The organism is Sphingomonas aracearum (assembly GCF_003345355.1).
In the GTDB taxonomy this organism is placed as follows: Bacteria; Pseudomonadota; Alphaproteobacteria; order Sphingomonadales; family Sphingomonadaceae; genus Sphingomonas; species Sphingomonas aracearum.
The window spans coordinates 306,409-333,274 of the sequence record NZ_QQNB01000003.1; the positions used below are offsets into that span (position 1 = coordinate 306,409).

Annotated in this window: 24 protein-coding genes; 9 read left to right on the plus strand and 15 right to left on the minus strand. The window is 70.8% G+C overall.

Annotated elements, in window-relative coordinates:
* Positions 1–4: 4 nt before the first annotated feature.
* Complete coding sequence (locus tag DVW87_RS14480; protein ID WP_114688520.1) at positions 5–1,486, minus strand: phytoene desaturase; 1,482 nt, start codon at positions 1,484–1,486, stop codon at positions 5–7.
* Complete coding sequence (crtY, locus tag DVW87_RS14485; protein ID WP_114688521.1) at positions 1,483–2,658, minus strand: lycopene beta-cyclase CrtY; 1,176 nt, start codon at positions 2,656–2,658, stop codon at positions 1,483–1,485. Before crtY ends, DVW87_RS14480 begins: the two co-directional genes overlap by 4 nt.
* 78 nt (positions 2,659–2,736) lie before the next feature.
* On the opposite strand from crtY, the gene murA reads away from it, so the two are divergent.
* Positions 2,737–4,020 (plus strand): UDP-N-acetylglucosamine 1-carboxyvinyltransferase, encoded by a 1,284-nt coding sequence (gene murA, locus DVW87_RS14490; protein WP_114688522.1) that lies wholly within the window; start codon positions 2,737–2,739, stop codon positions 4,018–4,020.
* A 145-nt stretch (positions 4,021–4,165) separates the two neighbouring features.
* On the opposite strand, the gene DVW87_RS14495 is transcribed toward murA, so the two are convergent.
* The 8 genes from DVW87_RS14495 to lgt form a co-directional block, all read right to left on the minus strand.
* On the minus strand, positions 4,166–7,141 hold the full coding sequence (locus DVW87_RS14495) for a TonB-dependent receptor (RefSeq protein WP_114688523.1): 2,976 nt from the start codon (positions 7,139–7,141) through the stop codon (positions 4,166–4,168).
* A gap of 118 nt (positions 7,142–7,259) precedes the next feature.
* Positions 7,260–7,778: a phosphoribosyltransferase gene (locus tag DVW87_RS14500; protein ID WP_114688524.1), complete on the minus strand. Its 519-nt coding sequence runs from the start codon at positions 7,776–7,778 to the stop codon at positions 7,260–7,262.
* Positions 7,778–8,794, minus strand: a complete 1,017-nt coding sequence (locus DVW87_RS14505) for an adenosine deaminase (protein WP_114688525.1) — start codon at positions 8,792–8,794, stop codon at positions 7,778–7,780. The genes DVW87_RS14500 and DVW87_RS14505 overlap by 1 nt, the downstream gene beginning before the upstream one ends.
* Before the next feature lie 183 nt (positions 8,795–8,977).
* Complete coding sequence (locus DVW87_RS14510; RefSeq protein ID WP_114688526.1) at positions 8,978–10,300, minus strand: cystathionine gamma-synthase family protein; 1,323 nt, start codon at positions 10,298–10,300, stop codon at positions 8,978–8,980.
* A gap of 65 nt (positions 10,301–10,365) precedes the next feature.
* Complete coding sequence (pgeF, locus tag DVW87_RS14515; protein ID WP_239017930.1) at positions 10,366–11,118, minus strand: peptidoglycan editing factor PgeF; 753 nt, start codon at positions 11,116–11,118, stop codon at positions 10,366–10,368.
* Between the two features lie 8 nt (positions 11,119–11,126).
* Positions 11,127–11,636 (minus strand): GNAT family N-acetyltransferase, encoded by a 510-nt coding sequence (locus DVW87_RS14520; protein ID WP_114688527.1) that lies wholly within the window; start codon positions 11,634–11,636, stop codon positions 11,127–11,129.
* On the minus strand, positions 11,633–12,682 hold the full coding sequence (locus DVW87_RS14525; RefSeq protein ID WP_114688528.1) for a class I SAM-dependent methyltransferase: 1,050 nt from the start codon (positions 12,680–12,682) through the stop codon (positions 11,633–11,635). Before DVW87_RS14525 ends, DVW87_RS14520 begins: the two co-directional genes overlap by 4 nt.
* Before the next feature lie 90 nt (positions 12,683–12,772).
* On the minus strand, positions 12,773–13,696 hold the full coding sequence (gene lgt, locus DVW87_RS14530) for a prolipoprotein diacylglyceryl transferase (protein ID WP_114688529.1): 924 nt from the start codon (positions 13,694–13,696) through the stop codon (positions 12,773–12,775).
* A gap of 68 nt (positions 13,697–13,764) precedes the next feature.
* Here lgt and DVW87_RS14535 point away from each other — a divergent pair, with 68 nt between their 5' ends.
* Entirely contained in the window at positions 13,765–15,456 is a 1,692-nt protein-coding gene (locus tag DVW87_RS14535; RefSeq protein ID WP_181814851.1) for a class I adenylate-forming enzyme family protein, read from the plus strand.
* Here DVW87_RS14535 and DVW87_RS14540 read toward each other — a convergent pair.
* The 4 genes from DVW87_RS14540 to DVW87_RS14555 all read right to left on the minus strand — a co-directional run bounded on the left by DVW87_RS14540 (position 15,453) and on the right by DVW87_RS14555 (position 20,502).
* Positions 15,453–16,358, minus strand: a complete 906-nt coding sequence (locus DVW87_RS14540) for a CE1 family esterase (protein ID WP_114688531.1) — start codon at positions 16,356–16,358, stop codon at positions 15,453–15,455. The two genes, DVW87_RS14535 and DVW87_RS14540, sit on opposite strands and share 4 nt — an antisense overlap.
* 61 nt (positions 16,359–16,419) lie before the next feature.
* Complete coding sequence (locus DVW87_RS14545; protein WP_114688532.1) at positions 16,420–16,722, minus strand: hypothetical protein; 303 nt, start codon at positions 16,720–16,722, stop codon at positions 16,420–16,422.
* A gap of 78 nt (positions 16,723–16,800) precedes the next feature.
* Entirely contained in the window at positions 16,801–19,236 is a 2,436-nt protein-coding gene (locus DVW87_RS14550; protein WP_114688533.1) for a DUF2339 domain-containing protein, read from the minus strand.
* A 150-nt stretch (positions 19,237–19,386) separates the two neighbouring features.
* Entirely contained in the window at positions 19,387–20,502 is a 1,116-nt protein-coding gene (locus DVW87_RS14555; RefSeq protein ID WP_114688534.1) for a Gfo/Idh/MocA family protein, read from the minus strand.
* A gap of 115 nt (positions 20,503–20,617) precedes the next feature.
* Here DVW87_RS14555 and dapF point away from each other — a divergent pair, with 115 nt between their 5' ends.
* The 4 genes from dapF (at position 20,618) to DVW87_RS14575 (ending at position 23,976) form a co-directional block, all read left to right on the plus strand.
* Positions 20,618–21,550, plus strand: coding sequence for a diaminopimelate epimerase (gene dapF, locus DVW87_RS14560; RefSeq protein WP_114688535.1), 933 nt, complete (start codon positions 20,618–20,620; stop codon positions 21,548–21,550).
* Between the two features lie 95 nt (positions 21,551–21,645).
* A complete protein-coding gene (locus tag DVW87_RS14565; RefSeq protein ID WP_114688536.1) occupies positions 21,646–21,978 on the plus strand; it encodes a PilZ domain-containing protein in 333 nt (110 codons plus the stop codon).
* 152 nt (positions 21,979–22,130) lie between these two features.
* The gene (locus DVW87_RS14570; RefSeq protein ID WP_114688537.1) at positions 22,131–22,667 is read left to right on the plus strand and encodes a hypothetical protein; all 537 of its coding nucleotides are present in this window, start codon (positions 22,131–22,133) and stop codon (positions 22,665–22,667) included.
* Entirely contained in the window at positions 22,657–23,976 is a 1,320-nt protein-coding gene (locus tag DVW87_RS14575) for a DNA-packaging protein (protein WP_239017931.1), read from the plus strand. The genes DVW87_RS14570 and DVW87_RS14575 overlap by 11 nt, the downstream gene beginning before the upstream one ends.
* Here the strand turns inward: DVW87_RS14575 and DVW87_RS14580 are convergent.
* Complete coding sequence (locus DVW87_RS14580; RefSeq protein ID WP_114688539.1) at positions 23,924–24,877, minus strand: J domain-containing protein; 954 nt, start codon at positions 24,875–24,877, stop codon at positions 23,924–23,926. The two genes, DVW87_RS14575 and DVW87_RS14580, sit on opposite strands and share 53 nt — an antisense overlap.
* A gap of 89 nt (positions 24,878–24,966) precedes the next feature.
* On the opposite strand from DVW87_RS14580, the gene DVW87_RS14585 reads away from it, so the two are divergent.
* The 3 genes from DVW87_RS14585 to DVW87_RS14595 are packed head-to-tail and all read left to right on the plus strand — an operon-like array spanning position 24,967 to position 26,800.
* Positions 24,967–26,097, plus strand: a complete 1,131-nt coding sequence (locus DVW87_RS14585) for a phage portal protein (protein WP_114688540.1) — start codon at positions 24,967–24,969, stop codon at positions 26,095–26,097.
* Positions 26,094–26,411 carry a DUF6127 family protein gene (locus DVW87_RS14590; protein WP_114688541.1) on the plus strand — a complete coding sequence of 106 codons (318 nt, stop codon included), beginning with the start codon at positions 26,094–26,096 and terminating at the stop codon, positions 26,409–26,411. The genes DVW87_RS14585 and DVW87_RS14590 overlap by 4 nt, the downstream gene beginning before the upstream one ends.
* Positions 26,411–26,800: an HK97 family phage prohead protease gene (locus DVW87_RS14595; protein ID WP_114688542.1), complete on the plus strand. Its 390-nt coding sequence runs from the start codon at positions 26,411–26,413 to the stop codon at positions 26,798–26,800. Before DVW87_RS14590 ends, DVW87_RS14595 begins: the two co-directional genes overlap by 1 nt.
* Positions 26,801–26,866 lie beyond the last annotated feature (66 nt).

Consider the following 26,866-nt stretch of genomic DNA (forward strand, 5'->3'; position numbering starts at 1 on the left):
GCGGCTAGCGCCCGCTTTCCAGCATCAGCGCCGCCGTCGCCTTGGCGCTGCCGACGACGCCGGGGATGCCCGCGCCGGGATGCGTGCCGGCGCCGGTGAAATAGAGGTTCGGGATCTGGTCGTCGCGGTTGTGGACGCGGAAATAGGCACTTTGCGTCAGCACCGGCTCCAGGCTGAACGCGCTGCCCATATGCGCCTGGAGGTCGCCGGCGAAGTCCTTGGGCGTGTAGTGGAACTTCGTCACGATGCGGTCGTGGATGTCGGGGATCAGCCGGCGGCCGATCTCGTCCAGGATGCGCTTCTCCAGCACGGGGCCGACCTCGTCCCAGTTGACCGGGAACTTGCCCATGTGCGGCACCGGGGCGAGCGCGTAGAAGGTGGACATGCCTTCCGGCGCCATCGACGGATCGGTGACGGTGGGGTGGTGGAGGTAGAGCGAGAAGTCCTCGCTGAGCACGCCGTGATCGTAGATGTCCTCCAGCAGGCCGCGATAGCGCGGACCGAACAGGATCGAGTGGTGCGGAATGCCCGGCCAGGTGCCCTGGATGCCGAAATGCACCACGAACAGGGATGGCGAATATTTCTTGCGTTCCAGCCGCTTCAAGGTGCGCTGCGCCGAGCGCGAGGTCTTGAGCAGATCGCGATAGGCGTGGACGATATCGCCGTTCACGGCGACGGCATCGGCATCCTCGTGCCAGCCGCTGGCGCAGGTGACGCCTGTCGCGCGGTCGCCCAGCGTCTCGATCGACACCACCGCATCGCCCAGCCGCACCTTGCCGCCGAGCCGCTCGAAATGGGTGACCATGCCGGCGATCAGCTTGTTGGTGCCGCCACGCGCGAACCACACGCCGCCGTCGCGCTCCAGCTTGTGGATCAGCGCGTAGATCGCGCTGGTGGTCATCGGATTGCCGCCGACGAGCAGCGTGTGGAAGCTCAGGGCCTCGCGCAGCTTCTCGTTCTTCACGAAAGAGGACACGACCGAATAGACCGAGCGCCAGGCCTGGTATTTGGCCAGGCTGGGCGCAGCCTTGATCATGCTCGGGAAGTCGAGAAACGCGACATGGCCGAGCTTTTCGTACCCCTCGCGATAGACGCCGGCCGAATAGTCGAGGAACTTGGCATAGCCGGCCACGTCGTCGGGATTGAGTCGCGCGATCTGCGCATTCAGCAGCGCATCGTCGTTGGTATAGTCGAACTGCGTGCCATCGGGCCAGGACAGGCGATAGAAGGGCAGCACCGGCTCCAGCGTGACATCGTCGGCGATGGAGCGGCCGCTGAGCCCCCACAGCTCCTGCAGGCAGGCGGGATCGGTGATGACGGTGGGGCCGGCATCGAAGGTGAACCCGTCCCGCTCCCACACGTATGCGCGGCCGCCGGGCTTGTCCCGCGCCTCGATGACGGTGGTGTCCACGCCCGCCGATTGCAGGCGAATGGCAAGCGCCAGCCCGCCGAACCCCGCGCCGACGACAACCGCACGGCGGATCATGCACCCACCCTTGCGTCTGAGCTGCCGATGGCCTTGATCGCGCGGCCGATCGGCACGGGCGGTTTGCCGGCGAGAACGCGCAGCCGGTCGGTCATGGTCGAATGTCCTGCATAGAAGCGGCCGATCAGGCCGGGCGATAGGCGGTAGAAGCGCTCCAGCACCCGGTAGCGTTCCGCCGGCTCGGCGGCGCGGAACAGCATGCGGTCGAGCAGCCGGTAGAAGCCGCGCGCGTTCCAGGTCCTGGCCGCAAACGCATGGGTGACGTCGTGCAGCGCCTTGCCCGACAGGTCGCTCTGCCGCGCGATCAGGGCCGCGGTGCGCACCGCATCGGGCAGCGAATAGCCGGTGGTGGGATGGAACAGCCCAGCGCGCATCCCGGCCTTGGCGCAGCGATTGCCGCCCGACGCCCAATAGCCCTCGAAATCGCCGCCCATGGCGACCGGCAGCACGCCGGTTTCCTCACGGCCCGCCTCGGCAATGTCCCAGCCCTGCGTTCTCGCATAATCGCCGATCCGCTGCGACAAGGCGGAGCGGTGCAGCTCGTAGCCGTCGGAATAATAGGTATCCTCCACGAACAGCTTCGTGGCGGAAAAGGGCAGGGTGTAGACGAAGCGGTAGCCGTCGAGCTGCGGCACCGTCGCGTCCATGATCGTCGGGCGGGCGCGGCCGTGGGGCGCGCGCAGCGTCAGCTCGCGGCCGACGAACTTCTGCCAGCCGAGATCGAGGTGCGCGAGATCGGCGGGGCCGCGCGCGTCAATCACGCCGCCCGCCTCCACCCGGTCGCCATCCGCCAGCACCACCGCGGTGGGCGAGGCACCCAGCACCTTGCGGCCGAGCATCAATGCCTCCGGCGGCAGCGTCGCGCGCACCACGCGGTCGAGCCGGCTCGATTCGACGGAGAAATAGCGCGTGCCGATGCTGCGGCGGTGCGCAGGGAAGGCGACATCGTACCCGTCCCAGCCATAGCTGATGATCGGCGCGACCAGGCGGCGGTTCGCCTTCGCGATGTCGCCCTCGAAGAACGACCACAGGTGATTGCCGCCGACGCTGTGGTGCGCGTCGATCAGCCGCACGTCGCAGTCCGGCCGTCGCGCGCGCAGCGCCAGCGCGATCAGCCCGCCGGCGAGCCCGGCGCCGACGATCGCGACGTCGCAGCGGTGAATGGAGGCCATTCGCTGTCGCTACCCCATTGCACGCGCGGCGGAAAGGGCTCGCTTGGCGAGGGGGCCTCGGCGGGGTAGGGGGAGGGGATGGACCGTATCCTCATCCGCGGCGGCCAGCGCCTGGCCGGCCGCCTGCCCATCTCCGGCGCGAAGAACGCCGCGCTCACTCTCCTCCCTTGCGCGCTGCTCACCGACGAGCCGCTGACGCTGCGCAACCTGCCGCGCCTCGCGGACGTGGACAGTTTCGGGCACCTCCTCAACCAGCTCGGCGCCTCCACGCAGATCGAGGGGTCGCGGCCGGAGGAGTTCGGCCGGGTGATGACGATCCGCGCCGGCCGCCTCACCTCCACCGAGGCGCCGTACGACATCGTGCGCAAGATGCGCGCGTCGATCCTGGTGCTGGGCCCGATCCTGGCGCGGCAGGGCGAGGCGCGAGTGTCGCTGCCGGGCGGCTGCGCGATCGGCAATCGCCCGATCGACCTGCACCTGAAGGCGCTGGAGGCGATCGGGGCGGAGCTGGAAACGGCGGCAGGCTATGTGAAGGCCTCCGCGCCCGGCGGGCGGCTGTCGGGCGGTCGCTACCGCTTCCCGGTCGTCTCGGTCGGCGCGACGGAGAACGTCGTGATGGCGGCGGCGACGGCCAGGGGATCGAGCCGGATCGAGAATGCCGCGCGCGAGCCGGAAATCGTCGACCTGTGCCGCTGCCTGGTGGCGATGGGCGCGAAGATCGACGGCATCGGCACCGAAACGCTGGAGATCGAGGGCGTGGATCGCCTGCACGGCGCGACCTATGCGGTGATGCCGGACCGGATCGAGGCGGGCAGCTATGCCTGTGCCGCGGCGATCACCGGCGGCGACCTGGACCTGATCGGCGCCGCGGCCGAGGACATGGGCGCCACCCTGCAGGCGCTGCGCGAAGCGGGCGTGACGGTGACCGAACATGGCGAAGGCATCCGCGTCACCGCCGACGCGCCGCTCGGGCCGCTGACGCTGTCCACCGCGCCCTATCCGGGCTTTGCCACCGACATGCAGGCGCAGTTCATGGCCATGCTGGCCCTCGCGGACGGCGCGAGCATGCTGACCGAGACGATCTTCGAGAACCGCTACATGCACGTGCCGGAACTCGGCCGCATGGGCGCGGACATCCAGGTGAGCGGGCGCACCGCGGTGGTGCGCGGCGTGCCGAAGTTGACCGGCGCGCAGGTGATGGCAACCGACCTGCGCGCGTCGATGAGCCTGATCCTGGCGGGGCTGGCGGCGGATGGGGAGACACAGGTTTCCCGCGTCTACCATCTCGACCGCGGCTATGAGCGGCTGGAAGAGAAGCTGTCGGCGGTGGGCGCCGATATCGAGCGCGTCAGCGACGGGTGAGGCTTTCGGCCCGTCGTTGAGGCGGGCAGAGCGTGTCCACACAGCATTGCCCCGTCATTGCGAGCACCGCGAAGCAATCCAGCGTCTCGCACTTCACTCTGGATTGCTTCGCTGCGCTCGCAAGGACGGCTAAGTCGGCGTCTCGTCAGAACCGGACCTGCGCGCCCAGGAAGAACTGCGCGCCGGTGTGCGCATAGACGAAGGTGCTGTCGCGGTCCGAGTCGATGAACTGGCGCGAGAAGCGGTCGAAGATGTTGAGCCCCTCGAACGTGATCTTGATGCCGTCCGTCAGCTGGTAGGAAGCGGACAGATCGAACACGAGGCTCTTGTCCACCCCTTCCAGGTCCTGCAGCGGATTGTTGGCCGGCAGCGCGATGATGTACGGTCCGCGATAGGCGCCGGAGATGCGCGCCGAGAGATTCTTGTCCTCGTAATAGAGCGTGGCGTTGAACGCGTCCTTGGACAGGCCGAGCAGATCGCGCTCGGTGGTGTTGGCGGTGCTCGCCGCCAGGAAGTAGGTGATCTTGGAGTCGACATAGGTGTAGTTGAACAAGGCGCCGGTGTTGGCCAGCGGCCCGGGCAGGAAGGTGAACGCCTGCTGGTAATTCACCTCCACGCCCTTCAGCGGGCCGCCGGGCGTGTTGCGCGCCTGGTTGACGGTGAACAGCGTGACGTTGGGATCGAGCCCGCTATTGGCGATCAGCGATAACGGCAGGCCGGTCTGGTTGAACGTCTGCTGCGTCGCCTGGTTCTGGATGTAGGACTTGATGTCCTTGTAGAAGAAGGCGGCCGACAACAGCGAGTTCTTGGCGAAATACCATTCGATCGAGGCGTCGTAGGTGTCGGCGCGGATCGGATCCAGCAGCGGATTGCCGCCGTTCACGCTGGGCGTGCCGCTGATCGTCACCGCCGCCCCGGGATTGAGGAACGTCAGTTCGGGCCGGGTGATGACCTTGGCATAGGCCGCGCGGACCAAGAGGTTGTTCGTCACGTCGCCGACGAGATTGAGCGACGGCAGCCAGTCCTCATAGTCGTTCCTGGCCGTGACATATTGCGCGATGCTGCTGGAAAAGCCGGTCGAGCTCAGTTTGGTCTTGGCATAGCGCAAGCCGGCATTGCCGCGTACCGGCACGCCCAGGCTTTCCAGGTTGAAGTCCGCCTGCCCGTAGGCGGAGAAGACGTCCTCCTTCACGAAGCGGGTGGCGCTGTTGTTCTGGATCAGCGCGAAGGTGCCGGAATAATTGTCGAGCCCGTACTGCTTGGCGAATTCCTCGTAGTCGATCGCCACCCAGTTCTTCGGGAACACGCCATCGGGAAAGCCCTTGCCGAAATCCTCGGTCAGGCGGGTGAGGCCCGCCAGCTGCTGTGACGTGAGCGTGGGCACCAGGAAGTTGTTGGCGCGCTGGTAGACGATGTTGGCGAAATCGAAGCGGTCGTAATGCGCACCGATCTTCAGCGTCACCAGGTCGGCCGCCTTCCAGCTGAGATTGCCCTCGATCATCTTGTTCTTGTTGTCGACATATGACGGCGTGGCGCGGATCTCGGCGCTGCCCGGAGCCAGCGTGTATTGCGACGGATCGGTCACGTCGAAGCCGTAGGAGATGGTCGGCTGGTTGCGGTCGTCGCGGAAGTCGATCGTCTGGCGCGTGTTGTTGCGGCCGAACAGGAAGGTGGTCTGGTCCTTCTGGTCGAAATTGGTGGACGCGATGCCGCCGAGCAGGCTGCCCTTCAGCGTATCGGTGATCTCGAAATTGCCGTGCAGCGTGTACTGCTTGAAGCGACTGCGGAAGCGGTCGTACTGCGTGTCGGACCGCACGTCGACGCCGTCGAACACGCCGTAATCGATGTCGTAGACGGTCTGGCCGAAATTGGCGCCCTGCGTCCCGCTGGTGCCTGCATTGCGCAGGACCGCCTCGCGGATCGCGGTTTGCGGCTTGCCGAAATTGGGCGCGGCGATGGCGCGGGCAAAGGAGAAGCCCTCCAGCCAGTTCTCCTCGCGCTTCACCTTGAAGTCGGAGAAGAGCACGTCGCCGCCGATCTCGATGCCCTCGGCGGGCTCCCACTGCGCCGAGAGGGTGAGGCCGAGGCGCTGCTGGTTGTGGTTGAACCGGCCGTAGCGCGGCAGGCGCGGCAGGAACACGGTGGAGCGGTTCACCTGGCGGTAGAGCGTGTCGCCCGCCGCCGGGCGCGCCACGCCGGTGGCGCAGGCGGTAGCAGTGGTGCCCTGCGCCGGGTCGAGCGCCGGCGCCACCGGAGTGACGCCCACCGGCGAGCAGAAGCCGCCATCGGTGGTCGCCGGGTTCCACCCGCCCGAGCCGAACTGGTCCTCGTAATAGCGCCGCTTGCTGTACGCGCCCGAGACGAGCAGGCCGATGCGGCCGACGCCGGTGTCCCAGGTGTCGGAGACCACGCCGGTGAACTTCGGGTCCATTTTTTCGGCAAGGCCGTTGTAGCCGGCCTGCGCGCTGACCACGAGGGTCGGCTCCTTGTAGTCGAACGGGCGCGCGACGTTGAGGTCCACGGTCGCGCCGAGCGACCCTTCCAGCGTTTCCGCATCCGCGGTCTTGCGCACGACGAGATTGTTGAACAGCTCGGACGCGAAGACGTTGAAATCGAAGCCGCGGCCGGTGTTGATGCCGCGGTCGGACGTGGTCGCGCCGGAGATCGCCTGCGCCTCCATGCCGTTCACGCGCACGCGGGTGAAGCTGCCCGACAGGCCGCGCACGGTGATCGCGCGTCCTTCGCCGCCGGCGCGGTTGATCGACACGCCCGGCACGCGCTGCAGCGATTCCGCCAGGTTGTTGTCGGGGAAGTCGGCGATGTCCTCCGCCTTGATGACGTCGATGGACGACAGCGTCTCGCGCTTGGCCTCCAGCGCGCTGTTCAGGCTGGCGCGAAAGCCGGTGACGACGATGTCGGCGGTTTCGGACGGGAGGGCCTGCGGGTTGCCGGCCTGGCCGCTGGGGTCGCTTTGTGCCGTTTCGGTGTTCGCCGGCACGCTGCCGCCGGGTTGCGGCGTGGGCACCGTGCTCGTTTGCGCGGTGGCGGGCTGGGCCAGCGCCACCGCAAGGCCGGCCGCCCCGGCCAGCAGATGAGCGCGACGGAGCGCGATGTTCGGCATGATCCTCTCCCCTTTTTCCCGATGCTTTGCACCGTTGCTCGCGGGAGAGTAACCGAAGCGGACCTACCTGCAACTCAAAAGTTGCGTGAGTCCGTCACTATTTGGAAAAGTGTGTCTTTCAGGCTGTGCGTTCCGGTACTTCGTTTGCGTCCTCCAGGATTGACTGGTCGGGGGCGACCGCTTCCCAGGGGAAGACGTACCAGTCCTTGGTGGTGGTCCGGTCGATTTCGCGCGCGGCATAATCGACGCGCTGCGAGGACACGCGATTGTCCATCAGCGTGGCGAAGCGGACGGTGCCCTCGGTGGCACCGTGGCGGGCCATGGCGGCGCGCAGCACGCCGATGGTGCGGCCGGAATCGTTGATGTCGTCCACGAACAGCAGGCGCTCGCCCGCACGGGTGCGCGCGGCCAGGCGTTCCAGCACGTCGTCGGCGAAGTCCTTCACCTTGCTCGACAGGTCGCAGCTGAGCGTGGTGAGGCCGGTGGCGTGGCTGAGATACACCGCCGGCACCAGCCCGCCTCGGCCGATGCCGATGATATAGTCGGCCTGCCAGTTCTCGTCCGCAGCGATCGCGGCGGCCAGCGTGCGGACGTCGGCGACGAACGCCTCGTGCGGGATGCGGGTGAAGACCGGCATCAGCCGTGCTCCGCCACGAAGGCGTCGAGCCGGGCGAGGTGCGCGGCCACCGCATCGTCGGGCAGGAAGGAGCCGAGGAAGGAATTGCGCGCGAGCGTGGCGAGGTCGCGCCTGTCGAGCCCGCGCGCGGCGGCGGCGGCGCGGTAATTGTCGGCGACATAGCCGCCGAAATAAGCGGGATCGTCCGAGTTGATCGTGGCGCGCAGCCCTTGGCGCAGCATGTGGTCGATCGGGTGATCGGCCATGTCGTTCACCACGCAGAGCTTGAGGTTGGACAGGGGGCACACCGTCAGCGTCATGCCGGTGCGCGCGAGGCGGGCCGTGAGCACCGGATCCTCCAGGCTGCGATTGCCATGGTCGAGCCGGTCGACATCGAGCAGATCGAGCGCCTGGTGGACATATTCCGGCGGCCCTTCCTCGCCGGCATGGGCGACGAGCCGAAGGCCGAGCGCGCGCGCGTCGGCGAACACGCGGGCGAACTTTTCGGGCGGGTGGCCGAGCTCGGAGGAGTCGAGGCCCACGGCGGTGATCCGGTCGAGCCAGGGGCGCGCCTGCTCCAGCGTGGCGAACGCCTCTTCTTCGCTCAGGTGGCGCAGGAAGCAGAGGATCAGCTTCACCGTCATGCCGTGCTTCGCTTCCGCCTCGGCGACCGCGGAGAGCAGGCCCTCCATCACCGTGTCGAAGGAGACGCCGCGCGCGGTATGCGTTTGCGGATCGAACATGATCTCGGCATGGACGACGCCGTCCGCCGCGGTGCGATCGAAGTAGGCGGCGGCGAGATCGTGGAAGTCGCGGGCCGTGCGCAGCACGTCGGCGCCGGCATAATAGATGTCGAGGAAGTCCTGCAGCCGGGTGAAGCTGTAGGCGGCGCGGACCTCCTCCACGCTGGCGAAGGGGATGGTCACGCCGTTACGCTGCGCCAGCGCGAACATCAGCTCGGGCTCCAGGCTGCCTTCGATATGGAGGTGGAGCTCGGCCTTGGGCAGGCGGGCGATAAAGGTGTCGAGATCGGCCATGCCTGTAACCCTGCCGTTTGCGGAAGCCCGGGGCAAGCGACACTGATCCTCCCCTGCAAGGGGAGGGGGACCATCAGCCGCAGGCTGGTGGTGGAGGGGTGTCCCGCTATCGGGCGGGCGCTACCCCTCCGTCAGGCCTGCGGCCTGCCACCTCCCCTTCCAGGGGAGGATCGAGGACTGTTTTCACACCGCCGCCAGTGCCTGGTCGAAATCGGCGATCAGGTCGTCGGCATCCTCCACGCCGATCGAGATGCGCACGAGGTTGTCGGTGATGCCCAGCGCGTCCTTGCGCGCCTGAGGCACGGACAGGTGGGTCATCGCCGCGGGGTGGCTGGCGAGCGTTTCGGTGCCGCCGAGGCTCACCGCCAGCTTGGCGATAGTGAGCGCATCGAGGAAGCGGAACGCCTCCGCCTCGCCGCCGCGCAGGATCAGCGAGAAGGTGGAGCCGGCGCCGGTGCAGTGGCGGCGGTAGATGTCGGCCTGGCGGCTGCCCTCTTCCAGAAAGCCGAGATAGCCGACGCGCTCGACCTTGGGGTGATCGCGGAGGTACGCGCAGACCTTGGCGGCGTTCTCGCCCGCGCGGCTCATGCGCAGTTCCAGCGTCTCCAGCGAGCGGAGCAGCATCCAGGCGGTGTTCGGGTCGCAGATCGTGCCGATGGTGTTGCGCATCGAGCGGACCGTGTTGATCTGCTCCTTGGAGCCGAGCACGCCCCCGGCGACGAGATCGGAATGGCCGCCGGCATATTTGGTGAGGCTGTAGACGACGAGATCGGCGCCGTGGCGCAGCGGCTGCTGCCAGAGCGGCCCCAGGAACGTGTTGTCGATCGCGATCGGCGGCTTCTCGCCCGACGCGCCGAACACCGCGTCGCGGGCGGCGGCGACGGCCTCCACGTCGACCAGCGCGTTGGTCGGATTGGCCGGCGACTCGAGATAGATCAGCGCCACACGGCCCGACGCGGCCTTGGACAGCACCGCCTCGATCTCCTCGCGGGTCGCGCCGGCCGGGAAATCGAGCCAGTGGATGCCGAACTTGCCGAGCACGCGGGCGATCAGCGTCTCGGTGGCGGCGTAGAGGGGGCCGGAATGGACGATGGTGTCGCCGGGGCGCACCATGGACAGGAACAGGGTGGCGATCGCCGACATGCCGCTGGAGAAAGCGAGCGCGTCCTCCGCTTCCTCCCAGATGGCGAGGCGGTCCTCCAGGATCTCCTGGTTGGGGCCGTTGAAGCGCGAATAGACGAGGCCTTCCGCACCGCCCGGCCGCTTGCCGGTGACGCCCTCGAAATGGCGCTTGCCGGCGGCGGCATTGGGGAACACGAAGGTGGAGGTGAGAAAAATCGGCGGCTTCAGCGCGCCTTCGGACAGCGCAGGGTCATAGCCGTGGCCCATCATCCGGGTGGCGGGCTTCAGCGGGCGGCCGCCGATCGTGTCGACGTCCGGTTTGGCGCGGCGGCGCGGTTCGACGCCGGTGAGGTTGGCTTCGGTTTCGTTTGCGTCCTGCGCCATGGTCTCTCTCCTGCTGTTGGTTGCAAGGGTAACCAGTTGCGCGGGGCGGCGCCAGCCCGGGCGGCTCAGCCCGGCAGGCCGATCAGCGCGATCTGCCGCCCATAGCCGGGCTCGCCGCGATGCGTGGCGCGGCGATAGCTGAAGAAGCGGCTTTCGTCGGGGTAGGTGTCGAGGCCCAGCGCCTCGACGCGGCCGATGCCGGCGGTTGCCAGCCGATGCGTGACATAGGCTTCGAGATCGAACCGGTGGTGCCCCGCACGGGCGGGCGAGAAGAAGCGCTCGTTGGCGGGATCGTCGGCGGTGAAGCGGCGGGCAAAGCCGTCGTCCACCTCGTAGCTGGCGCGCGCGATGCACGGGCCGATTGCGGCGTGGATGCGCGACCGGTCGGCGCCGAGCGCTTCCATGGCGAGGATGGTCGCATCGGTGACCCCGCCGATCGCGCCCTTCCACCCGGCATGGGCGGCGGCGACCACGCCCGCCTCTCGATCGGCCAGCAGCACGGGTGCGCAATCGGCGGTGAGGATGCCGAGCAGCAGGCCCGGCCGGTCGGTGACGATCGCGTCGGCATGGGGGCGAAGGCCCTCCTCCCACGGCTCGCGCACCGACACCGCGTCGGCGGAGTGGATCTGGTGCACGGTGACGAGCTGCGCGCCCGGCAGCACCGCCTCGGTTGCGAGACGCCGGTTCTCCGCCAGATGCGCGCGGTCGTCGTCCGAGCCGAGGCCGACGTTGAGCCCGGCATAGAGGCCGGTGGAGACGCCGCCGCGGCGGCCGAGAAAGCCGTGCGCCACGCCGTCCAGCGCGCGGGCGCGGATCACTTCAACGCTCACAGGGCAAGCCGCATGATACGGTCCTCGTCGATGGTCTCGCCGACCGCGAAATCGTAGCGGCCGATATCCTCGAAGCCATAGCGCGCGTAGAAGCGCTTGGCGCGGTGGTTGTCGACATAGACCGACAGCAGCAGTTCGCTCCCGCCCTGCGCGCGGGCGGTGGCGATCGCCCAGTCCATCAGCGCAGGGCCGACGCCGGCGCCGAGATGCTCGGCGAGGACGTAGAGCTGGTGGAGCTCGATCGCGCCCGGCGGCCAGTCGCCGGGAAACACGACGGGGCCGAGCTTGCAGAAGCCGACGATCGCCCCTCCGGCGCAGGCGACGCGGATGGTGTAGGCGGGTTGCGCAACATGCGCCTGGAGCCCGGTCGGGCCGAACGCGGCGGCGAGGAAGGTGTCGAGGTCGCCCTGGCGGTACAGGCCGACGAACGTTTCCGTGTAGGCGCGCGTGGCCACCGCGCCGAGTTCGGCGGCATCGGCCGGCGTCGCGGGGCGATAGGCGATCATGCGAACCCCGCCGGCGTCGGCCAGCCGGACGCGGTGACGGCAAGCGCCTTGAACAGCGCGCCCATGTCGCGGACCAGCCGGGTGCGGTCGGCGACGATGGCCTCGGCGCGCTCCGGGGTGGCGCGGGCGAGCGCGGCGGCGCGGGCGTCCACGCCCAGCTTCACGAGCAGCTCGCCCTGGTCGATCGGGCCGAGCGCGGTGGACCCTTGCGTTTCCGCGGCGGCGGCGAGGCTGGTGAAGTCGACATGGGCGGTGAGGTCCTGCTCGCCCGGCGCCTCGAACGGATTGGCAAAGGCGTGGCCGCGCACCGCCTGGAGCGTCTCGCCGAGCGCCGGACCCTGGTGGCCGTAGTCGATGACGAGCGCCGCGCCGCCCTGCGCCGCCAGCCGCGCGGAAAGGTAGCGCATCAGCGTGATACCGGCGGGCGACACCTCGAGAACGGAGCCGGGCGCCGCATCGCGTAAAGGCACGGGGATCACGTCGTCGGGCACCGGCTTGCCGGCGATCGGCAGGAACAAGGTGTCCTGGCAGGCGACCAGCCGCTCGCGCCAGCCCTCGGCGGCGCGCACCAGCTGGCGGATCGGCAGCGCGTCGAAGAACTCGTTGGCGACGACGATCAGCGGGCGATCGGCGGGCAGGGTGGTGAGGTCGGCGTGGAACGTGGCACCCGGCACGCGTTCGGCCTGGGCCTCGCGCAGCACCGGGCTGGTTTCCACGAAATGCACGTCCGGCGTGAAGCCCGCCTTCGCCATCGCCCGCAGCGCATCGGCGGCGAGCGTGCCGCGACCGGGGCCGAGCTCCACCCAGGCGGCGTCGGGGCGGCCGGCGCGGTCCCACAGGTCGGCGCACCACAGGCCGATCAGCTCGCCGAACATCTGGCTGATCTCGGGCGCGGTGGTGAAGTCCCCGGCGGTGCCCAAGGGATCGCGGGTGGCGTAGTAATGGCGGTTGGCCGCGCCCATGAAGTCGGCGATCGAGATCGGCCCGCCCATCGTGATCGCCCGCGCCAGCCGTTCGGGCAGGGGGCCTTCCGCCTGGTCCGTCATGCCATCAACGGATCGTCACCGCGGCCTTGTGCCGGGGTCCACGGTCCGGCGCACGCAGTGGCGGGCAGTCCGAGCGGAGAAGGGAGGTGCTCACGCCACACTTTCCGAGCCCGCGATCGGCTCCACGCGGTGGCGGCGGCGCCTGGCGGTGGCGACGAGATAAGCGCCGCCCAGCAGCATCGGCACGCACAGCCACTGGCCCATGTGCAGGCCGGTGTTCTGCGCGAACTCGACCAGCTGCTGGTCCGGCTCGCGGAAGAACTCCACGATGAAGCGCGCCGCGCCGTAGCCGAGCAGGAAGATGCCGACGAGCTTGCCCGGCTCGTAGCGGGCCTTGGTGCGCCAGAAGAAGAACCACAGGATCGCGAACAGGGCGATGCCCTCGAGACCCGCCTCGTAGAACTGGCTGGGATGGCGCGCCGGCTCGGGCAGGCCGTAGGGCACGGTGCGCGGGAAAACGATGGCCCAGGGCACGTCCGTCGGCTTGCCCCACAATTCGCCGTTCACGAAATTGGCGAGGCGGCCGAAGAACAGGCCGAACGGCGCGCAGCAGGCGACATAATCGTGGATGCGCAGCCAGTTGAGGCCATGTCGCCTGGCGAACACGATGATCGCCGCGGTGGTGCCGAGCACGCCGCCGTGCAGCGACATGCCCCCATCCCACAGCCGCAGGATCTGCAAGGGATGGCCGAACATCTCCGGCGCGTAGAAGATCACATAGCCGAGCCGCCCGCCCAGGATGATGCCGAGCGTGGCGTAGAAGACGAGATCGTCGGCATGGCGCCGCGCCATCGGCGCGCCGGGCTGCGCGATCAGCTTCAGCAGGTACCACCAGCCGATCAGGATGCCGGCGATATAGGCCAGCGAATACCATTTGATCTGGAAAAAGCCGAGGTTCAGCGCAACCGGATCGAGATGGAGGTCGGCAAAGCGCAGGTGCGCCCCCGTCGCGGCAGCGTTGGCGGCAGCATCGGCGGTGGCGGCAGCAGCAGTGGCGGCAAGGCTAAGGATCAAGGCTTTTCCCCGAGGCGTCCGCGCTCCATAAAGTGCACAAACGATAAACCCAAGTGGAGTGTGAGAGGATGCCCAGCGCACTGGATCTCAGGATGGATGCGGGGCTTGCCCAGCTGACCGGGCCGGGGGCGCCGTTTGCGCTCACCACCGCGCAAAGCCGCGGGCAGACGCTGCCGATGATCGCCGCCGCCCCGCCCACCCTGCCGGCCTATTTCGCGCATTTCTGCGCCGAACACGCGGCCAAGACCTTTCTGGTGGCGGGCGAGGAGCGGCTGACCTTTGCCGAAACCTATGCACAGGCAGGGGCCGTCGCGCGCGCGCTGGTCGCGGTGCACGGGGTAAAGAAGGGCGACCGGGTGGGCATCGCCATGCGCAACTCGCCGTCGTGGATCGTGCTGTACATGGGCGTGGTGATGGCGGGCGGGATCGCCACCCTGCTGAACGGCTGGTGGCAGTCGGAGGAGCTGGCCGCGGCGATCGCCGATGTGGAATGCAGCCTGGTGCTGGCGGACGGGCCGCGAGCGAAGCGGATCGCCGCGATCCCCGGCACCGTCCCGCCGCTGGTGACGATCGACGACACCCTGCCGATCGCCGAGGCGATGCGCGCGGTGGGCGAGGCAGGCGGGGACGCGGCGCTGCCGGCGGTCGACGCGCTGGACGCGGCGACGATCCTGTTCACCTCCGGCTCGACCGGGCGGTCCAAGGGGGCGCTGAGCGACCACCGGGCGATCACGCAGGCGGTGTTCAACTATCTCGTCTCGGCGATGATCATGCTGGGCATCGCCAGCGAAGCGGGGCAGGCGCCCACGCTGCAGCCCGCGACCTTGCTCAACGTGCCCTTGTTTCACGTCACCGCCGAGGTGCCGGTGTTCCTCCAGAGCTTCGCCATGGGGCGCAAGCTGGTGCTGATGCCGAAATGGGATGCCGAGGAGGCGATGCGGCTGATCCAGGCGGAGCAGGTGACCTATTTCGTCGGCGTGCCGCTGATGAGCTTCGAGATGCTCAACCATCCGAACCGCGCCAACTATGACCTGTCCACCGTGTCCGACTTCGCCGCCGGCGGCGCGCCGCGTCCGGTCGAGCATGTGCGCCGGATCAAGGAGGAAATGGGCGGCGGCTCCCCGCTGATCGGCTATGGCCTGACCGAGACGAACGCGGCGGGCGCGGGCAACTGGCGCGACAATTACCTGGCCAAGCCGAACTCCACCGGGCGCCCCTCGCCGCCGCTGATGGAGTTCGCGATCGTGGATGATGCCGGGCGCCACCTGGGCATCGGCAGGGTGGGCGAGATCTCGATCCGCTCGGTCGCCAACTTCCGCGAATATTGGAACAACCCGGAAGCGACGGCGGCGGCGTTCACCGCCGACGGTTTCTTCCGCACCGGCGACCTCGGCTATCTCGACGAGGACGGCTACGTCTTCATTGTCGATCGCAAGAAGGACATCATCATCCGCGGCGGCGAGAACATCTCGTGCATCGAGGTGGAGGCGGCTTTGTACGAGCATCCCGGCGTCGCCGAGGCGGCGGTGTTCGGGCTGGCGGACGAGCGCTATGGCGAGGTGCCGGGCGCGGTGGTGCATTGCCGCGAGGGGGCCTGCCCAGAGGAGGGCGAGTTGCAGGAGTTCCTGCGCGCGCACATCGCGGCGTTCAAGGTGCCCGCGCGCATCTGGTTCGCCCAGGATCCGCTGCCGCGGCTGGGCACGGAGAAGATCGACAAGGTCACGCTGCGGCAGCAGTATCGCGCGCTGGCGATCGCCTAGCGCGCGCGCTGGTGGCGGGACAGAAGCGCCCAGAGCGCTTCGTTGTCCGCCACCCAGCGATGCCCTTCGCCGACCGAGATGCGCGCAGTCACTTCGCTGCCGTCGCGACAGGCGGCGTAGGTTTCCTCGTACACCTTCGGCGCGACCCAGCGCGTGGTGGCGGGCGCGGTGCAGCCGTTGAGCTGCGCCCAGCGCTGTTCGGCGGCGTGCATCGTGTAGTGCCAATAGCCTGCGCCGCCGCCCTCGATCGGGTTGGTCCTGTCGGCATCGCCGGCAAAGGCCACGACGCTGACCGGCACGGACGGACGGCAGGTCGCCGGATCGGGCCGCGCGGGATCGGCCGGCAGCGGGTTGCCGGCGCGCAGGCCGACCACCGGCGCGATGGCGGCGAACGTCTGCGGCGCGACGCAGCCAAGCCACGAGGTCATCCGCCCGCCGCCCGACAGGCCGGTGACATAGACGCGGGTGCGATCCACGCAGCCGGCCGCGACCAGCCGGTCGACCAGCCCGGTGAGATACGCCACGTCGTCGCGCTCGCCGGGGCCGGGCACCTTGCCCTCCACCGTGGGCACGCCCGGGATGTTCCACACGAAGCCCTTGCCGGCGGCGATCCCGCCATCGGGAAAGGCGAGCAGGAAGCCGTGCGCGTCCGCCGTCGCGGCCAGGCCCGAGCTGCGCCGCATGCCTGCGCCGGTATCGGTGCTGCCATGCAGGAGGAGGACGAGGGGGAGGGGGTGGTTGCCGGCCCAGCCGGCGGGCGCGTGCACGCCGGCGGGCTTCTGGCCGTTGCCGGGCGCGAAGGACCCGTCCCCAGCGGTGAGCGGGCAGGATTGCGCGGCGGCGGGCACGGCGAAGAGGATCGTCGCGATCGCGGCGGCGAGCAGGGCAAGGAAGCGGGTCATGCAGAAGCTTCTAGAGCGCGGCGCGGCGCACTTGAACCGGCTTTGGCGGAGGGGCCGCCGGTCAGGGCCGCTTGCGCAGCCGGGCGACCAGCGTGAGCAGCTTTCCGGCCCTGGGCGCCTGCGACGTGGGGGCCAGCTGGCCGGCGGCAGGCGGAGCGGCCGGTTGCGGCGCTGTGCGAAAGGGGGAGCGCGTGGCGGCGGGCGGCTCCACCCGCGACAGATCGAGCATCAGGCGGGTGATCTCGTCCGGCAGCGAGCGGCCGTCCTCGGCATAGGCGCGTTGCAGCACCTCGCTGAACCGGCTGGAGCGGTCGCGATCCGGTGCCCGGTTCATGTGCGGCGCGTCGAAGCTCGTCTCGTCCATCGGACACCTCTCCCGGCCTCAAACGCGCGAGTCGGCCGGCGGGTGCACGGTTTTTTGATGCGGGCGCGAAGAAGCGCGTCAGGCAGGCGAGCGGGTGAAGCGGGTATAGGCCCAGCCGATGCCCATCAGCGCGACGCCGAGCACCAGGAAGCTGAGGATGCGCAGCACGCCTTCCAGCGCGGCGGCATCGATCAGGAACACCTTGAGCGTGACCGCGACGAGCAGCGCCAGCCCGGCAAGGCGCAGGTCGGCCTGGCCACGGCGCAGGCCGGCGGCGAGCCAGCCGATCGCCAGCGCAAGGCCGGCGGCGGAGTAGAGCCAGTTCTCCGGCCGGGTGATGCCGCCGGTGAGCAAGGTGCCATGGGTGAGCTGGCGCACGGTGGCGGCGGCGGTGACGAGCGACAGGGCGAGCGCCGTCCGGCGGGCGAGCGGCGCGGCGCGCCACGGCCACAAGGCGGCGGCGGCCAGCGCCGGGTGCAGCGTCGCCAGGTTGAGCAGCGGCACGCCGCCGACCTGTTGCGGGACGAGGAGCGGGTTGACCACCACAAGGTCGAACCAGGCGAAGCGCAGCAGGCCGAGGAGCAGCAGGCCCATCGCCAGGCGGGGCAGGCGCGGGCGGAGCACAAGCGCGGCGAGCAGGCAGGCCTGGGTGAGCAGCGCGCGCTCCAGCAGGCCGAGGCGCACGAATGCCTCGGGCGTGGCGATCGCCAGCACCTGCTTGGCCAGCGCGTGGATCGCGAGGAGGCCGGCGGCGAGCGCGACGGCGATGGCCGCCTTGCGGAAGCGGCCGAACTGGGCGGGGTCGCGCAGGAGCAGGGCCGCGGCGAGCGCGGGCGCGGCCAGCCCGCGGAGCGCGTCGGCAAGGGCGGGCACGTGGAGAAAAGACAGCTCCTCGCCGACCAGGCTGGCGGCGAGCATCAGCGCCTCGGCGGAAAGCACCCGTGGCGCGGCGAGCAGGGCGGCGAGGAGGGCAAGCGCGGGCAGGCGGTACAGGGCCGGCGCATCGAGCCGGCGCGCCCAGCCGCCCAGCGCGAGAAGAAGCACGGCCAGCACCACCGGCAGCCAGGGCGGGCCCGCCAGCGCGCCGAGCCCGGCGGCGAGCAAGGTGGCGGTGGCGAGCGTGGCGCCGGTCTGGGCGGTGGCCTGCGGCGCGGTGCGCAACCGCCAGGCCAGCGCGGCGGTGCTGAGCGCGGCGGCGACCTCGATCAGGCACCAGGCGGGCGCCGGCAGCAGCGCGGGCGCGGCGGCATGGGCGACGAGCACGGGGCCGGCGCTGCCGCCGACCGCAAGCCAGGCCCAGCGCGGGCGCAGGTGGCCGGCGGCGGCGAACAGCAGGGTGGCGGCGAGGGCGGCGGGGCCGGCGCCGGGGCTTCCCGCGGTGAAACCCGCGGCAAGCAGGACGAGGAGCAGCGCCAGCGCGGCGGGGGCGGCCGGCGCCAGCGCTTCGTCACGGGAGGAAAGGAACAGGGCCGCGGCGCTGAGCAGCAGGTAATAGCCCCAGGCGAGCGCGGAGAAGTCCAGCGCGGGGGCGAGGACGAGGAGCTGGACCAGCCCCGCGAGAAGCGGCGCGAGCCGCAGCCATGGCCGGGCCGCCGCACCGACGGGCAGCGCCAGGCTGCCGCCGATCGCGAGCAGGAGCGCAAAGGCACCGGCGCCGGCAAGATCGCTGCCGGAGACGAGCGCCACCAGCAGGTTCACCCACAGGAACCCGCCCGCACTCGCCGCCAGCGCCAGCCACAGCCAGCCGCGGCGGATCGCGAGGCCGAACAAGGCGGCGACGAGCAGCGCGAGGTAGACGAGCAAGGGGCCGACGCCGGTGGTCTCCACCCCGGCGACGAGCGGCGCGGCGAACCCGCCGATCAGCGCCATGATCGCGGTGGGCGGGCCATGCCGCAGCGCCAGCGCAAGGCCGGTGGCGGTGACGAGCGCGAGCAGGCCGAAGGCGGCGGCCGGCCCGACCAGATGGTAGAGCGCGGCGGCGATGTAGAGCGTGCCGTACAGGCTGGCGGTGCCGGCGCCGGCCAGCGCCTGCGCGACGCGCGGGTCGTCGCGGGTGAGGGGCAAACGGCGGGCGACCTCGCTGCCGGCGATCAGCAGGAGGGCAAAGGCGGCGGCGGCGACGGTGCGGGCGACGGGACCGAACAGCCCGCTTTCGATGGACAGGCGGACGAGAAAGAAACCGGCCAGCACCAGCGCCGCGCCGCCGACCCAGATCGGCAGCTGCCCCGCGATGATGCTTTCGAGGCTGCGGCGCGGGCGCGGCGGAGCGGCCGGCTCGGCCGGTTCCGGCGTGAGGGGCGCGTCGAGTGCGTCGAGCGCCGGGGGTGGCACGGGCCGGTCGACCCGGACCGTCGCCGGCGCGGCCGGCCGATCGGGGATGGCGGCGGCGGGCGGGGCTGCCTCGAGCCGGGCGGCGAGATCGCGCACCTCGTCTTCCAACGCCGCCAGCCGGCGGAACAGCGCGACGAACGCCGCCGCGGCGGCCGCAAGTGCGATCAGGAGAACGCCGGACACGCGCGTGTTGTGGCACAGGCGAGGGGGGCCGTCACGTTCTTGTGCGGCGGGGGTCGGGTGGTAGCAGGGAGGGTAGCGTGTGGGGCGACGCCCCTCCACCGTTCCCGGCGGTCCCCCTCCCCGCGGAGCGGGGAGGATCGGGGAGGCGCGTCAGGCGGACTGGGGGATCACGCTGATGAGGTCGTCCTCGCCGGGTTCCCTGGCGGGTTTGAGCTTCAGCGCCTGGTCCGGGGTGACCGGGCGATGGGGTTCGAGGGGGTCGAGCCGCACCGTTTCACCCGTTTCCAGCGAGCGCTCCACCGCTGCGAGGACGCGCATGTCGCGCCAGCCTTCGTCGCCGTCCGCCTGCGGCTCGCGGTCGTGGAGGATACAGTCGGAGAAATACTGGGTCTCGTTGCCGAACTGCTCGACCGGATCGAAGCGGCGCTTCTTTTCGCCGTCCTCGGTCTTCTCGACATAGGCGATGCCGACCTTGGGGCCGAACATGAAGCAGGGCTCGGCATGGATCGACGCCTGCGTGCCGACCAGGGTGAAGTTCTCGGCCGAGGCGGTGGCGTAGCTGACGGTGAACTGTGCGGTGCGCTCGCCCGGAAAGGTGAGGGTGACCGCGACGGTGTCGTGGAAATCGAAGCCGCGCTCCGGCGTTTTCGTGCCGACCGCATGGACGGCGATCGGCTCGGCGCCGAACAGGTTGCGCACGGCGTTCAGCGGATAGGTGCCCATGTCGGGCACGGGGCCGCCCCAATAGCCGTTGTGACCGCGGGAATTCTCCTCCGCGACGTCCTGGGCGAACACCGACACGAAGCTGCGCAACTCGCCGAAATCACCGGCCTGGGCACGGGTGAACATCTCGACATTGCCGGGCTCGTGATGGAGGCGATAGGCGATCATCAGCTTGGCGCCGGACTTTTTCTGCGCGGCGAGAATGCGCTCGGCCTCCTCCACGCTGGAGGCCATCGGCTTTTCGAGGAGAACGTGGATGCCGGCCTCCAGCGCCTGCACGGCATGCTCGACATGGCGGAAATTGGGCGTGGCGATGTACACGGCATCGATCTCGCCCGAGCCGAGCAGGGTGCCGAAATCCTCGTAGGACCAGGCCTTGATCTTGTACTGGCCGGCGAGCTCGTCGGCCTTGACCGGATCGCCGGTGACGAGGGCGGCGAGCTGCGAATTGTCGGTGCGGGCGATGCCCGGCATGAACGCCTGCTGCGAGATCTGGCCGCCGGCGACAACGGCGTAGCGCACCTTCTGCTTGTGCCCGAACATGGCGAAACTCCGTGGTGGTGGGGATGCGCGGGCAACGAGGGGCGACGCGCTTTCGTTGCGTGCCAATCGCGCAGTCCGAGGTGACGGGCGCGAACGCGGGGCTTATGGGGCGGGGATGCGGTTCTCGATCACCAAATGCCATGGCTCCGGCAACGACTTCCCGTTGATCGATGCGCGCGGGATCGCGCTCGCCGACCGCGAATGGGCGCAGGTGGCGCGGGCGCTGGCGGACCGGTCGGGGCCGGTAGGCGGGGACGGGCTGCTGCTGCTGACGGCGGGCGACGGCGAGCATGCGTTCGGGATGCGGATGTTCAATTCGGACGGGTCGGAGGCGGAGACGTGCCTGAACGGGCTGCGCTGCGTCGCGCGGGCCGGGTTCGAGGCGCTGCAGCTGAGCGAGGCGCGGGTGCGGCTGAAGACGAGCGCGGCGACGGTGTGGCGCGACCGGGCGCTGGCGCCGGGGGTGTTCACCGTGCGCGAGGTGGCCGGCCCGGCGGGGCTGGACGTGAGCGAATGGCCGATGGGCGAGCGGGCGGGCGCATGGATCGAGCGGCCGGTGCCGGAACTGCCGGGCGCGCGCGCGTTCACCGCGGTGGCGATGCCGAACCCGCATCTGGTGACGTTCGTGGAGGCGGTGGACGAGGACGAGCTGGTGCGGGTGGGCGAGGCGTGCGAGGCGGCGCCGGCGTGGCTGCCGAACCGGGCCAACGTGTCGTTCGTGGAAGTGCGGGGGCCGGACCTGTTCGTGCGCACGTTCGAGCGCGGGGTGGGGCTGACGGACAGTTGCGGGTCGGCGATGGCCGCGTCGACCTTTGCCGCGGCGCTGACCGGGCACACGGCGTTCGGGCGCGAGCTGACGGTGTTCAATGCCGGGGGGCGGGTGCTGGCGGAAGCGGCGGCGGACGGGATGGTGCGGCTGTCGGGCAATGCCACGGTCGAGTGGGCCGGCGAGATCGAGGTCGATCCCGACACCGGCACGGCGGGCGAGGCGACCGTGACGGCGCGGTTCCCGGAGGAGATCGCCGCGTGGAAAGCGGCGCGGGGATGAGGCGGGAGGGCTAACGCGGCGTTCACCCGGCTTGTTGGCAACCCGTTCGCCTTTTCGGGCGCTTATGGCCGGTGGACCAAGGGACAAGCCGGGACATGGACGCAGATCTCGACTATGTGCCGCGCGGGCGGCACCGGCTGAAGCTGTTCCAGCCGGGCACCGTGCGCGTGTCGCGCGACCTGTTGCGCGTGCATGTGCTCAACATCTCGCTGACCGGGGCGCTGGTGCATCGCGACCAGCCGCCGCCGCCCGGCACGCTGCTCGACATCCGGATCGGCGGGATGGAACGGCGGGCAAGCGTCGCTTGGGCGAGCGGGGCGCGGTTCGGCATCCAGTTCCAGATCCCGCTGACCGAGGGCGAGCTGCACGGCGTGATCGCGCACGAAGCGGCCGACGTGGCCGAGCGGCGGCGCAACCATATCGTCTGACGAGAACCAGATCGGTTTTTAGTGCTTGACAGCGTCACGCTGTTTGGGTACATACCGGGAACAGTCGAGAAATGCGGGAAACGAAGGGTCGGGCGCCGGGGGGCGCTTCCGGCCCTTTTTCGTGTCCGCGGGGCAGAACAGGGGAGGGCGGCATGGCGAAGGTGGTCGCACAGGAACAGGCCGTGGTGGCCGGGGAGATCGCGCAGGTGCGCCGGGTGCGCGCCGGCGGCGTGACCAAGACGAAGGTGGAGAAGTTCCTGGCCGAGCTGGCGCGCACGTGCAACGTCACGGCCAGTTGCCAGAAGGTGGGGCTGGGCACGACGGCGATCTATGCGCACCGGCGCAAGTCCCCGGCCTTTGCGAGCGCCTGGGAAGAGGCGATCCGCGAGGGCTATGGCCGGCTGGAGCTGATGCTGCTGGAAAGCGCGATGGCGAGCTATGAGCCGGCGGAGGAGGGCGACGCCGGATCGGGCGCGGGCACGGGCGCGCGGCCGAAGGTGTCGGAACAGAGCATCCTGCGCCTGCTGCAACTGCACCGTCAGCAGGTTGCGGCCCTGCGCGCGGCAGACGGCGCGCGGGCGGAGGCCGGGGCGGAAGCGGCGCACCAGGCGGAATGGGGCAGCGCGCGGGCCGAGCTGGAAGCGCGGCTGCTGGCGATGCACGAGCGGCTGGCCGACGATGAGGGTTGAGGGCGAGGGGCTGTCCGCCATGGAGCGGATCGCGCGGCGCGGGCCGGACGCGATCGCCGCCGAGCTGGAGTCGCGCGGCGAGCGGGTGTGCGAGCAGATGCTGTTCCACTGGCGGCTGTGGCGGCGGCCGGCCCAGTGCCCGCCGCCGGGCGACTGGCGGGTGTGGCTGGTAATGGCGGGGCGCGGCTTCGGCAAGACGCGGGTGGGCGCCGAATGGGTGCGGGCGGTGGCGGAGAACAACGCCCGCGCCCGCATCGCTCTCGTCGGCGCGACGCAGGACGAAGTGCGGCGGGTGATGGTGGAAGGGGAAAGCGGGCTGCTGGCGGTGTCGCACCCGGCGCGGCGGCCGCGCTGGGAGCCGTCGCTGGGGCGGCTGACCTGGCCGAGCGGCGCGCAGGCGTTCGCTTTCTCGGCGGACCGGCCGGAGTCGCTGCGCGGGCCGCAGCACAGCCATGCCTGGTGCGACGAGATCGGCAAATGGCCCAAGGGGGAGGAGGCCTGGGACAATCTGATGCTGAGCCTGCGCCTGGGCACGCGACCGCGGGCGGTGGCGACGACGACGCCGCGGCCGGTGGCGCTGATCCGCCGGCTGGTGGCGGAGGACGGCGTGGTGCGGACGGGCGGGCGGACGGCGGCGAACCGCTCCGCGCTGCCGCCCGCGTTCCTGAAGGCGATGACGGAGAATCACGGCGGCACGCGGCTGGGCCGGCAGGAACTGGACGGCGAGCTGATCGAGGAAGTGGCGGGCGCCTTGTGGAGCCGCGCAGGCCTGGAGCGCAGCCGGCGGCGCGACGGGCCGGCGTTTCGCCGCGTGGTGGTGGGGGTGGACCCGCCGGCCTCCAGCGGCGGGGATGCATGCGGCATCGTCGCGGTGGCGCTGGGCACGGACGGCGTCGGCTATGTGCTGGAGGATGCATCGGTGGAGAAGGCGACGCCCGAGGCCTGGGCGGCGGCGGTGGCGGGATGCGCCGCGCGGCACGGGGCGGACCGGGTGGTGGCGGAGGCGAACAATGGCGGCGAGATGGTGGCCAGCGTGCTGCGCGCGGCGGATGCCAGGCTGCCGGTGAGGCTGGTCCATGCCGCGCGCGGCAAGGTGGCGCGGGCGGAGCCGGTGGCGATGCTGCATGCGGCGGGGCGCGTGCTGCTGCTGGGCGTGTTCCCCGCGCTGGAGGACGAGTTGTGCGGGCTGGTGACGGGCGGCGGCTATCAGGGGCCGGGACGCTCGCCGGACCGCGCCGACGCCATGGTCTGGGCGCTCAGCGAGCTGATGCTGGGCGGACGGGCCGAGGCGCGGGTGCGGGTGGCGTGAGCGCGGGCCAGCGGCGCTCGGCGGGCGCGCGCAGCAGGGCGGCGGTGACGCGTTCGCGGATGCGGTCGGCGCGGCCGAAGGCGGTGGGCGCATCGAGGCCGAGCGCGACATAGCGTTGCAGGGTCCGCTCGGTGGCGGCGGCAAGCCAGGGATCGGTGGCGGGCGTGTGCCGCATCAGCGTGTGCGTGAGCAGGGCGGCCTCGTCGAAAGCGGCGCAGAAGTCGGCCGCGGCCCAGCCGGCGGCGCCCGCGGCGCAGCGGCGGCTGCGGCGGGCGGCGGCGGCGGGGCCGCTGTCGGCAACGGTTTCGCGGCCTTGCGCGATGGCGGTGTCGAGGCTGGTCCTGTCGAGCGGCGGCGCCTCGCCGGGGAGCGGGGCAGGGAGATCGGGCGATGCCTCGGCAGCCGGCGCCGGAGGGGGCGGCGCGGGCGCGGCCACTGGCGCGCGCGCCTGGGCGCGCGGAAGGTCGAGTTCCTCGTTCTGGAGAACGAAGATCATGCCGACGGGCGCGGCGGTGAGCAGCAGGAGAAAGAAGCCGGGCAGCCATTTGTCGCCCGCGCCGCCGCGCTGCGGCTGCGAGGTCTTGGGCGCGGCGGGCCGGGCATGGGGATCGGCGCGGCGGCGCGGCTGCGGATGCGGGCCGGGGCGCGTGCCGGGACGCATGCCGGTGCGCGGGGGAGGGGGCGGGGCGAAGCGGGCGCGATCATAAGCGGCGCGAGGGCCGGGCTTGCCGAGCACGGCATAGGCCTCGTTGATCGCCTGGGCGCGCGAGCCGACGTCGACGCCGGGATTGGCATCGGGATGGAAACGACGGAGCAGTGCCTTCCACGCCCTGTGGATGGTGGCCTGATCCGCGGACGGAGACAGGCCGAGCACCGCATAATAATCCGGCATCGATGCCATGGGTGGCGAAACTCGCGAGAGTCCAAGCGTCTGAAACCATGACGATAGCAGCGGCGCGCGGCGCGCGCCACAGCGGGGAGCAAGCAAGCATGAAATGGTTCACCAAGGCCGCGCGCGACGGCGCGGGGGAAGGCGCGCGTCCGGCGCCGCTGAGCAATTATGCGACGGGCGCCGGGGCGGGTGTGCGCGGCGACTGGCCGGTGGGATACGAGGCGCGGGTGCGCGGGGCCTATGGCGAGAACCCGGTGGCGCAGCGCAGCGTCCGGCTGATCGCCGATGCGCTGGCCGGCGCGCCGATCACCGCGTCCGATCCGGCGATGTTGAAGCTGGTGCAGGCGCGCAGCGGGGGGCAGGCGCTGCTGGCGAGCGTGGCGGCGCAGGTGTTGTTGCACGGCAATGCGTTCGTCCAGGTGCTGCGCGATGCGGAAGGGCGGCCGGCGGAGCTGTTCGCGCTGCGCCCCGAACGGGTGACGGTGGAGCCGGATGCACGCGGCTGGCCGGCGGCGTATCTCTACCGGGTGGCGGGGGCGACCCTGCGGCTGAGGGCGGAGGGCGCACAACCGGATGTGGTGCATGTGCGCAGCTTTCACCCGCTGGACGACCATTACGGGCTGGGCGTGCTGGGCGCGGCGGCGGGCGCGGTGGCGGTGCACAATGCGGCGGCGCGGTGGAACAAGGCTCTGCTGGACAATGCGGCGCGGCCTTCGGGGGCGCTGGTGTACGAGCCGGGCGACGGCTCGGCGCTGAGCCAGGATCAGGTGGAGCGGCTGCGCGAGGAGCTGGACCGCAGCTTTTCCGGCAGCGGCAATGCCGGGCGGCCGATGCTGCTGGAAGGCGGCCTGAGGTGGCAGGCGCTGAGCCTGTCGCCGGCGGACATGGACTTTCCCGCGCTGAAGGCGGCGGCGGCGCGCGAAATTGCGTGCGCGTTCGGCGTGCCGCCGATGCTGCTCGGCCTGCCGGGCGACGCGACCTACGCCAATTACAAGGAAGCGAGCCGGGCCTTGTGGCGGCTGACGGTGCTGCCGCTGGCGGATGCGATCTTCGCCGCGCTGGCGGGCGGGCTGGCGGGATGGTTCGACGAGCCGCGGCTGGGCATCGACCTCGACCGGGTGACGGCGCTGGCGGAGGACCGTGAACGGTTGTGGCGGCAGGTGTCCGCGGCCGACTTCCTGAGCGCGGAGGAGAAGCGCGCGCTGCTGGGGCTGGGAGAAGCGGCATGACGGCGGGAACGGGCGGCGGCGTGCTGGCGCAGCTGATGGCGCAGGCGGCGGGCGAGGGCGCGGACCTGGTGGCGCTGAGGGCGATCGCGGAGGAGGCGGGCGAGCTGGGCGCGAGCCGGGCGCTGGCGCGGCTGGGGCTGAGCGACGCCGCGGCGGCGGGGGACATGGCGGAGCTGCGCGAACTGCTGGGCGCGTGGCGGGATGCCAAGAGATCGGCGTGGAAGGCGGCGGTGGCGTGGGTGCTGCGGGTGGCGGGCGCCTTGCTGCTGGCGGGGCTGGCGACGCGGCTGGGCTTCTGGGATTTCCTGAAGTGATGCGCCCCGGATCGATCAGGGTGGCGGGCTATGCCGCGGTGTTCGACCGGGTGGACCGGGGCGGCGACGTGGTGCGGCGGGGTGCTCTCGCGCGGGCTCGGGTGGTGCCGCTGCTGTGGCAGCATCGCGGCGCGCCGGTGGGGGTGATCGAGCGGATCGGCGAGGACGCGGCGGGGCTGCGCGTGGTGGCGCGGGTGGAGCATCCGGCGGCGGTGACGCTGGTGCGCTCGGGCGCGCTCCGGGGGCTGAGCATCGGGTTTCGCGTGCGCGCCGCGCGCACCGGCCGGGTGCGCGAGCTGACCGAACTGGAGCTGGTGGAGGTGAGCCTGGTGGCGCAGCCGATGCAGCCGCTGGCGACCGTGCTCCGGGTGGAGGAAGCCGCCGCCTGAGGCGAGCGGATCATGAGGTTCAATCGAGGGCGTGGCCGCAAGGCGCACGCCCTTTTCTTTGGGCGA

Bases quoted from the DNA above. Each gene is read 5' to 3' on its own strand.
- DVW87_RS14590 (WP_114688541.1), top strand. From the start codon at position 26,094: ATGACGGCGGGAACGGGCGGCGGCGTGCTGGCGCAGCTGATGGCGCAG.
- DVW87_RS14580 (WP_114688539.1), bottom strand. From the start codon at position 24,877: ATGGCATCGATGCCGGATTATTATGCGGTGCTCGGCCTGTCTCCGTCC.
- DVW87_RS14540 (WP_114688531.1), bottom strand. From the start codon at position 16,358: ATGACCCGCTTCCTTGCCCTGCTCGCCGCCGCGATCGCGACGATCCTC.
- dapF (WP_114688535.1), top strand. From the start codon at position 20,618: ATGCGGTTCTCGATCACCAAATGCCATGGCTCCGGCAACGACTTCCCG.
- DVW87_RS14575 (WP_239017931.1), top strand. From the start codon at position 22,657: ATGAGGGTTGAGGGCGAGGGGCTGTCCGCCATGGAGCGGATCGCGCGG.
- DVW87_RS14535 (WP_181814851.1), top strand. From the start codon at position 13,765: ATGCCCAGCGCACTGGATCTCAGGATGGATGCGGGGCTTGCCCAGCTG.
- DVW87_RS14505 (WP_114688525.1), bottom strand. From the start codon at position 8,794: ATGGCCGATCTCGACACCTTTATCGCCCGCCTGCCCAAGGCCGAGCTC.
- DVW87_RS14500 (WP_114688524.1), bottom strand. From the start codon at position 7,778: ATGCCGGTCTTCACCCGCATCCCGCACGAGGCGTTCGTCGCCGACGTC.
- DVW87_RS14510 (WP_114688526.1), bottom strand. From the start codon at position 10,300: ATGGCGCAGGACGCAAACGAAACCGAAGCCAACCTCACCGGCGTCGAA.
- DVW87_RS14480 (WP_114688520.1), bottom strand. From the start codon at position 1,486: ATGATCCGCCGTGCGGTTGTCGTCGGCGCGGGGTTCGGCGGGCTGGCG.
- DVW87_RS14525 (WP_114688528.1), bottom strand. From the start codon at position 12,682: ATGACGGACCAGGCGGAAGGCCCCCTGCCCGAACGGCTGGCGCGGGCG.
- DVW87_RS14555 (WP_114688534.1), bottom strand. From the start codon at position 20,502: ATGTTCGGGCACAAGCAGAAGGTGCGCTACGCCGTTGTCGCCGGCGGC.
- DVW87_RS14545 (WP_114688532.1), bottom strand. From the start codon at position 16,722: ATGGACGAGACGAGCTTCGACGCGCCGCACATGAACCGGGCACCGGAT.
- DVW87_RS14565 (WP_114688536.1), top strand. From the start codon at position 21,646: ATGGACGCAGATCTCGACTATGTGCCGCGCGGGCGGCACCGGCTGAAG.
- DVW87_RS14585 (WP_114688540.1), top strand. From the start codon at position 24,967: ATGAAATGGTTCACCAAGGCCGCGCGCGACGGCGCGGGGGAAGGCGCG.
- DVW87_RS14495 (WP_114688523.1), bottom strand. From the start codon at position 7,141: ATGCCGAACATCGCGCTCCGTCGCGCTCATCTGCTGGCCGGGGCGGCC.
- crtY (WP_114688521.1), bottom strand. From the start codon at position 2,658: ATGGCCTCCATTCACCGCTGCGACGTCGCGATCGTCGGCGCCGGGCTC.
- DVW87_RS14570 (WP_114688537.1), top strand. From the start codon at position 22,131: ATGGCGAAGGTGGTCGCACAGGAACAGGCCGTGGTGGCCGGGGAGATC.
- DVW87_RS14595 (WP_114688542.1), top strand. From the start codon at position 26,411: ATGCGCCCCGGATCGATCAGGGTGGCGGGCTATGCCGCGGTGTTCGAC.
- murA (WP_114688522.1), top strand. From the start codon at position 2,737: ATGGACCGTATCCTCATCCGCGGCGGCCAGCGCCTGGCCGGCCGCCTG.
- DVW87_RS14520 (WP_114688527.1), bottom strand. From the start codon at position 11,636: ATGATCGCCTATCGCCCCGCGACGCCGGCCGATGCCGCCGAACTCGGC.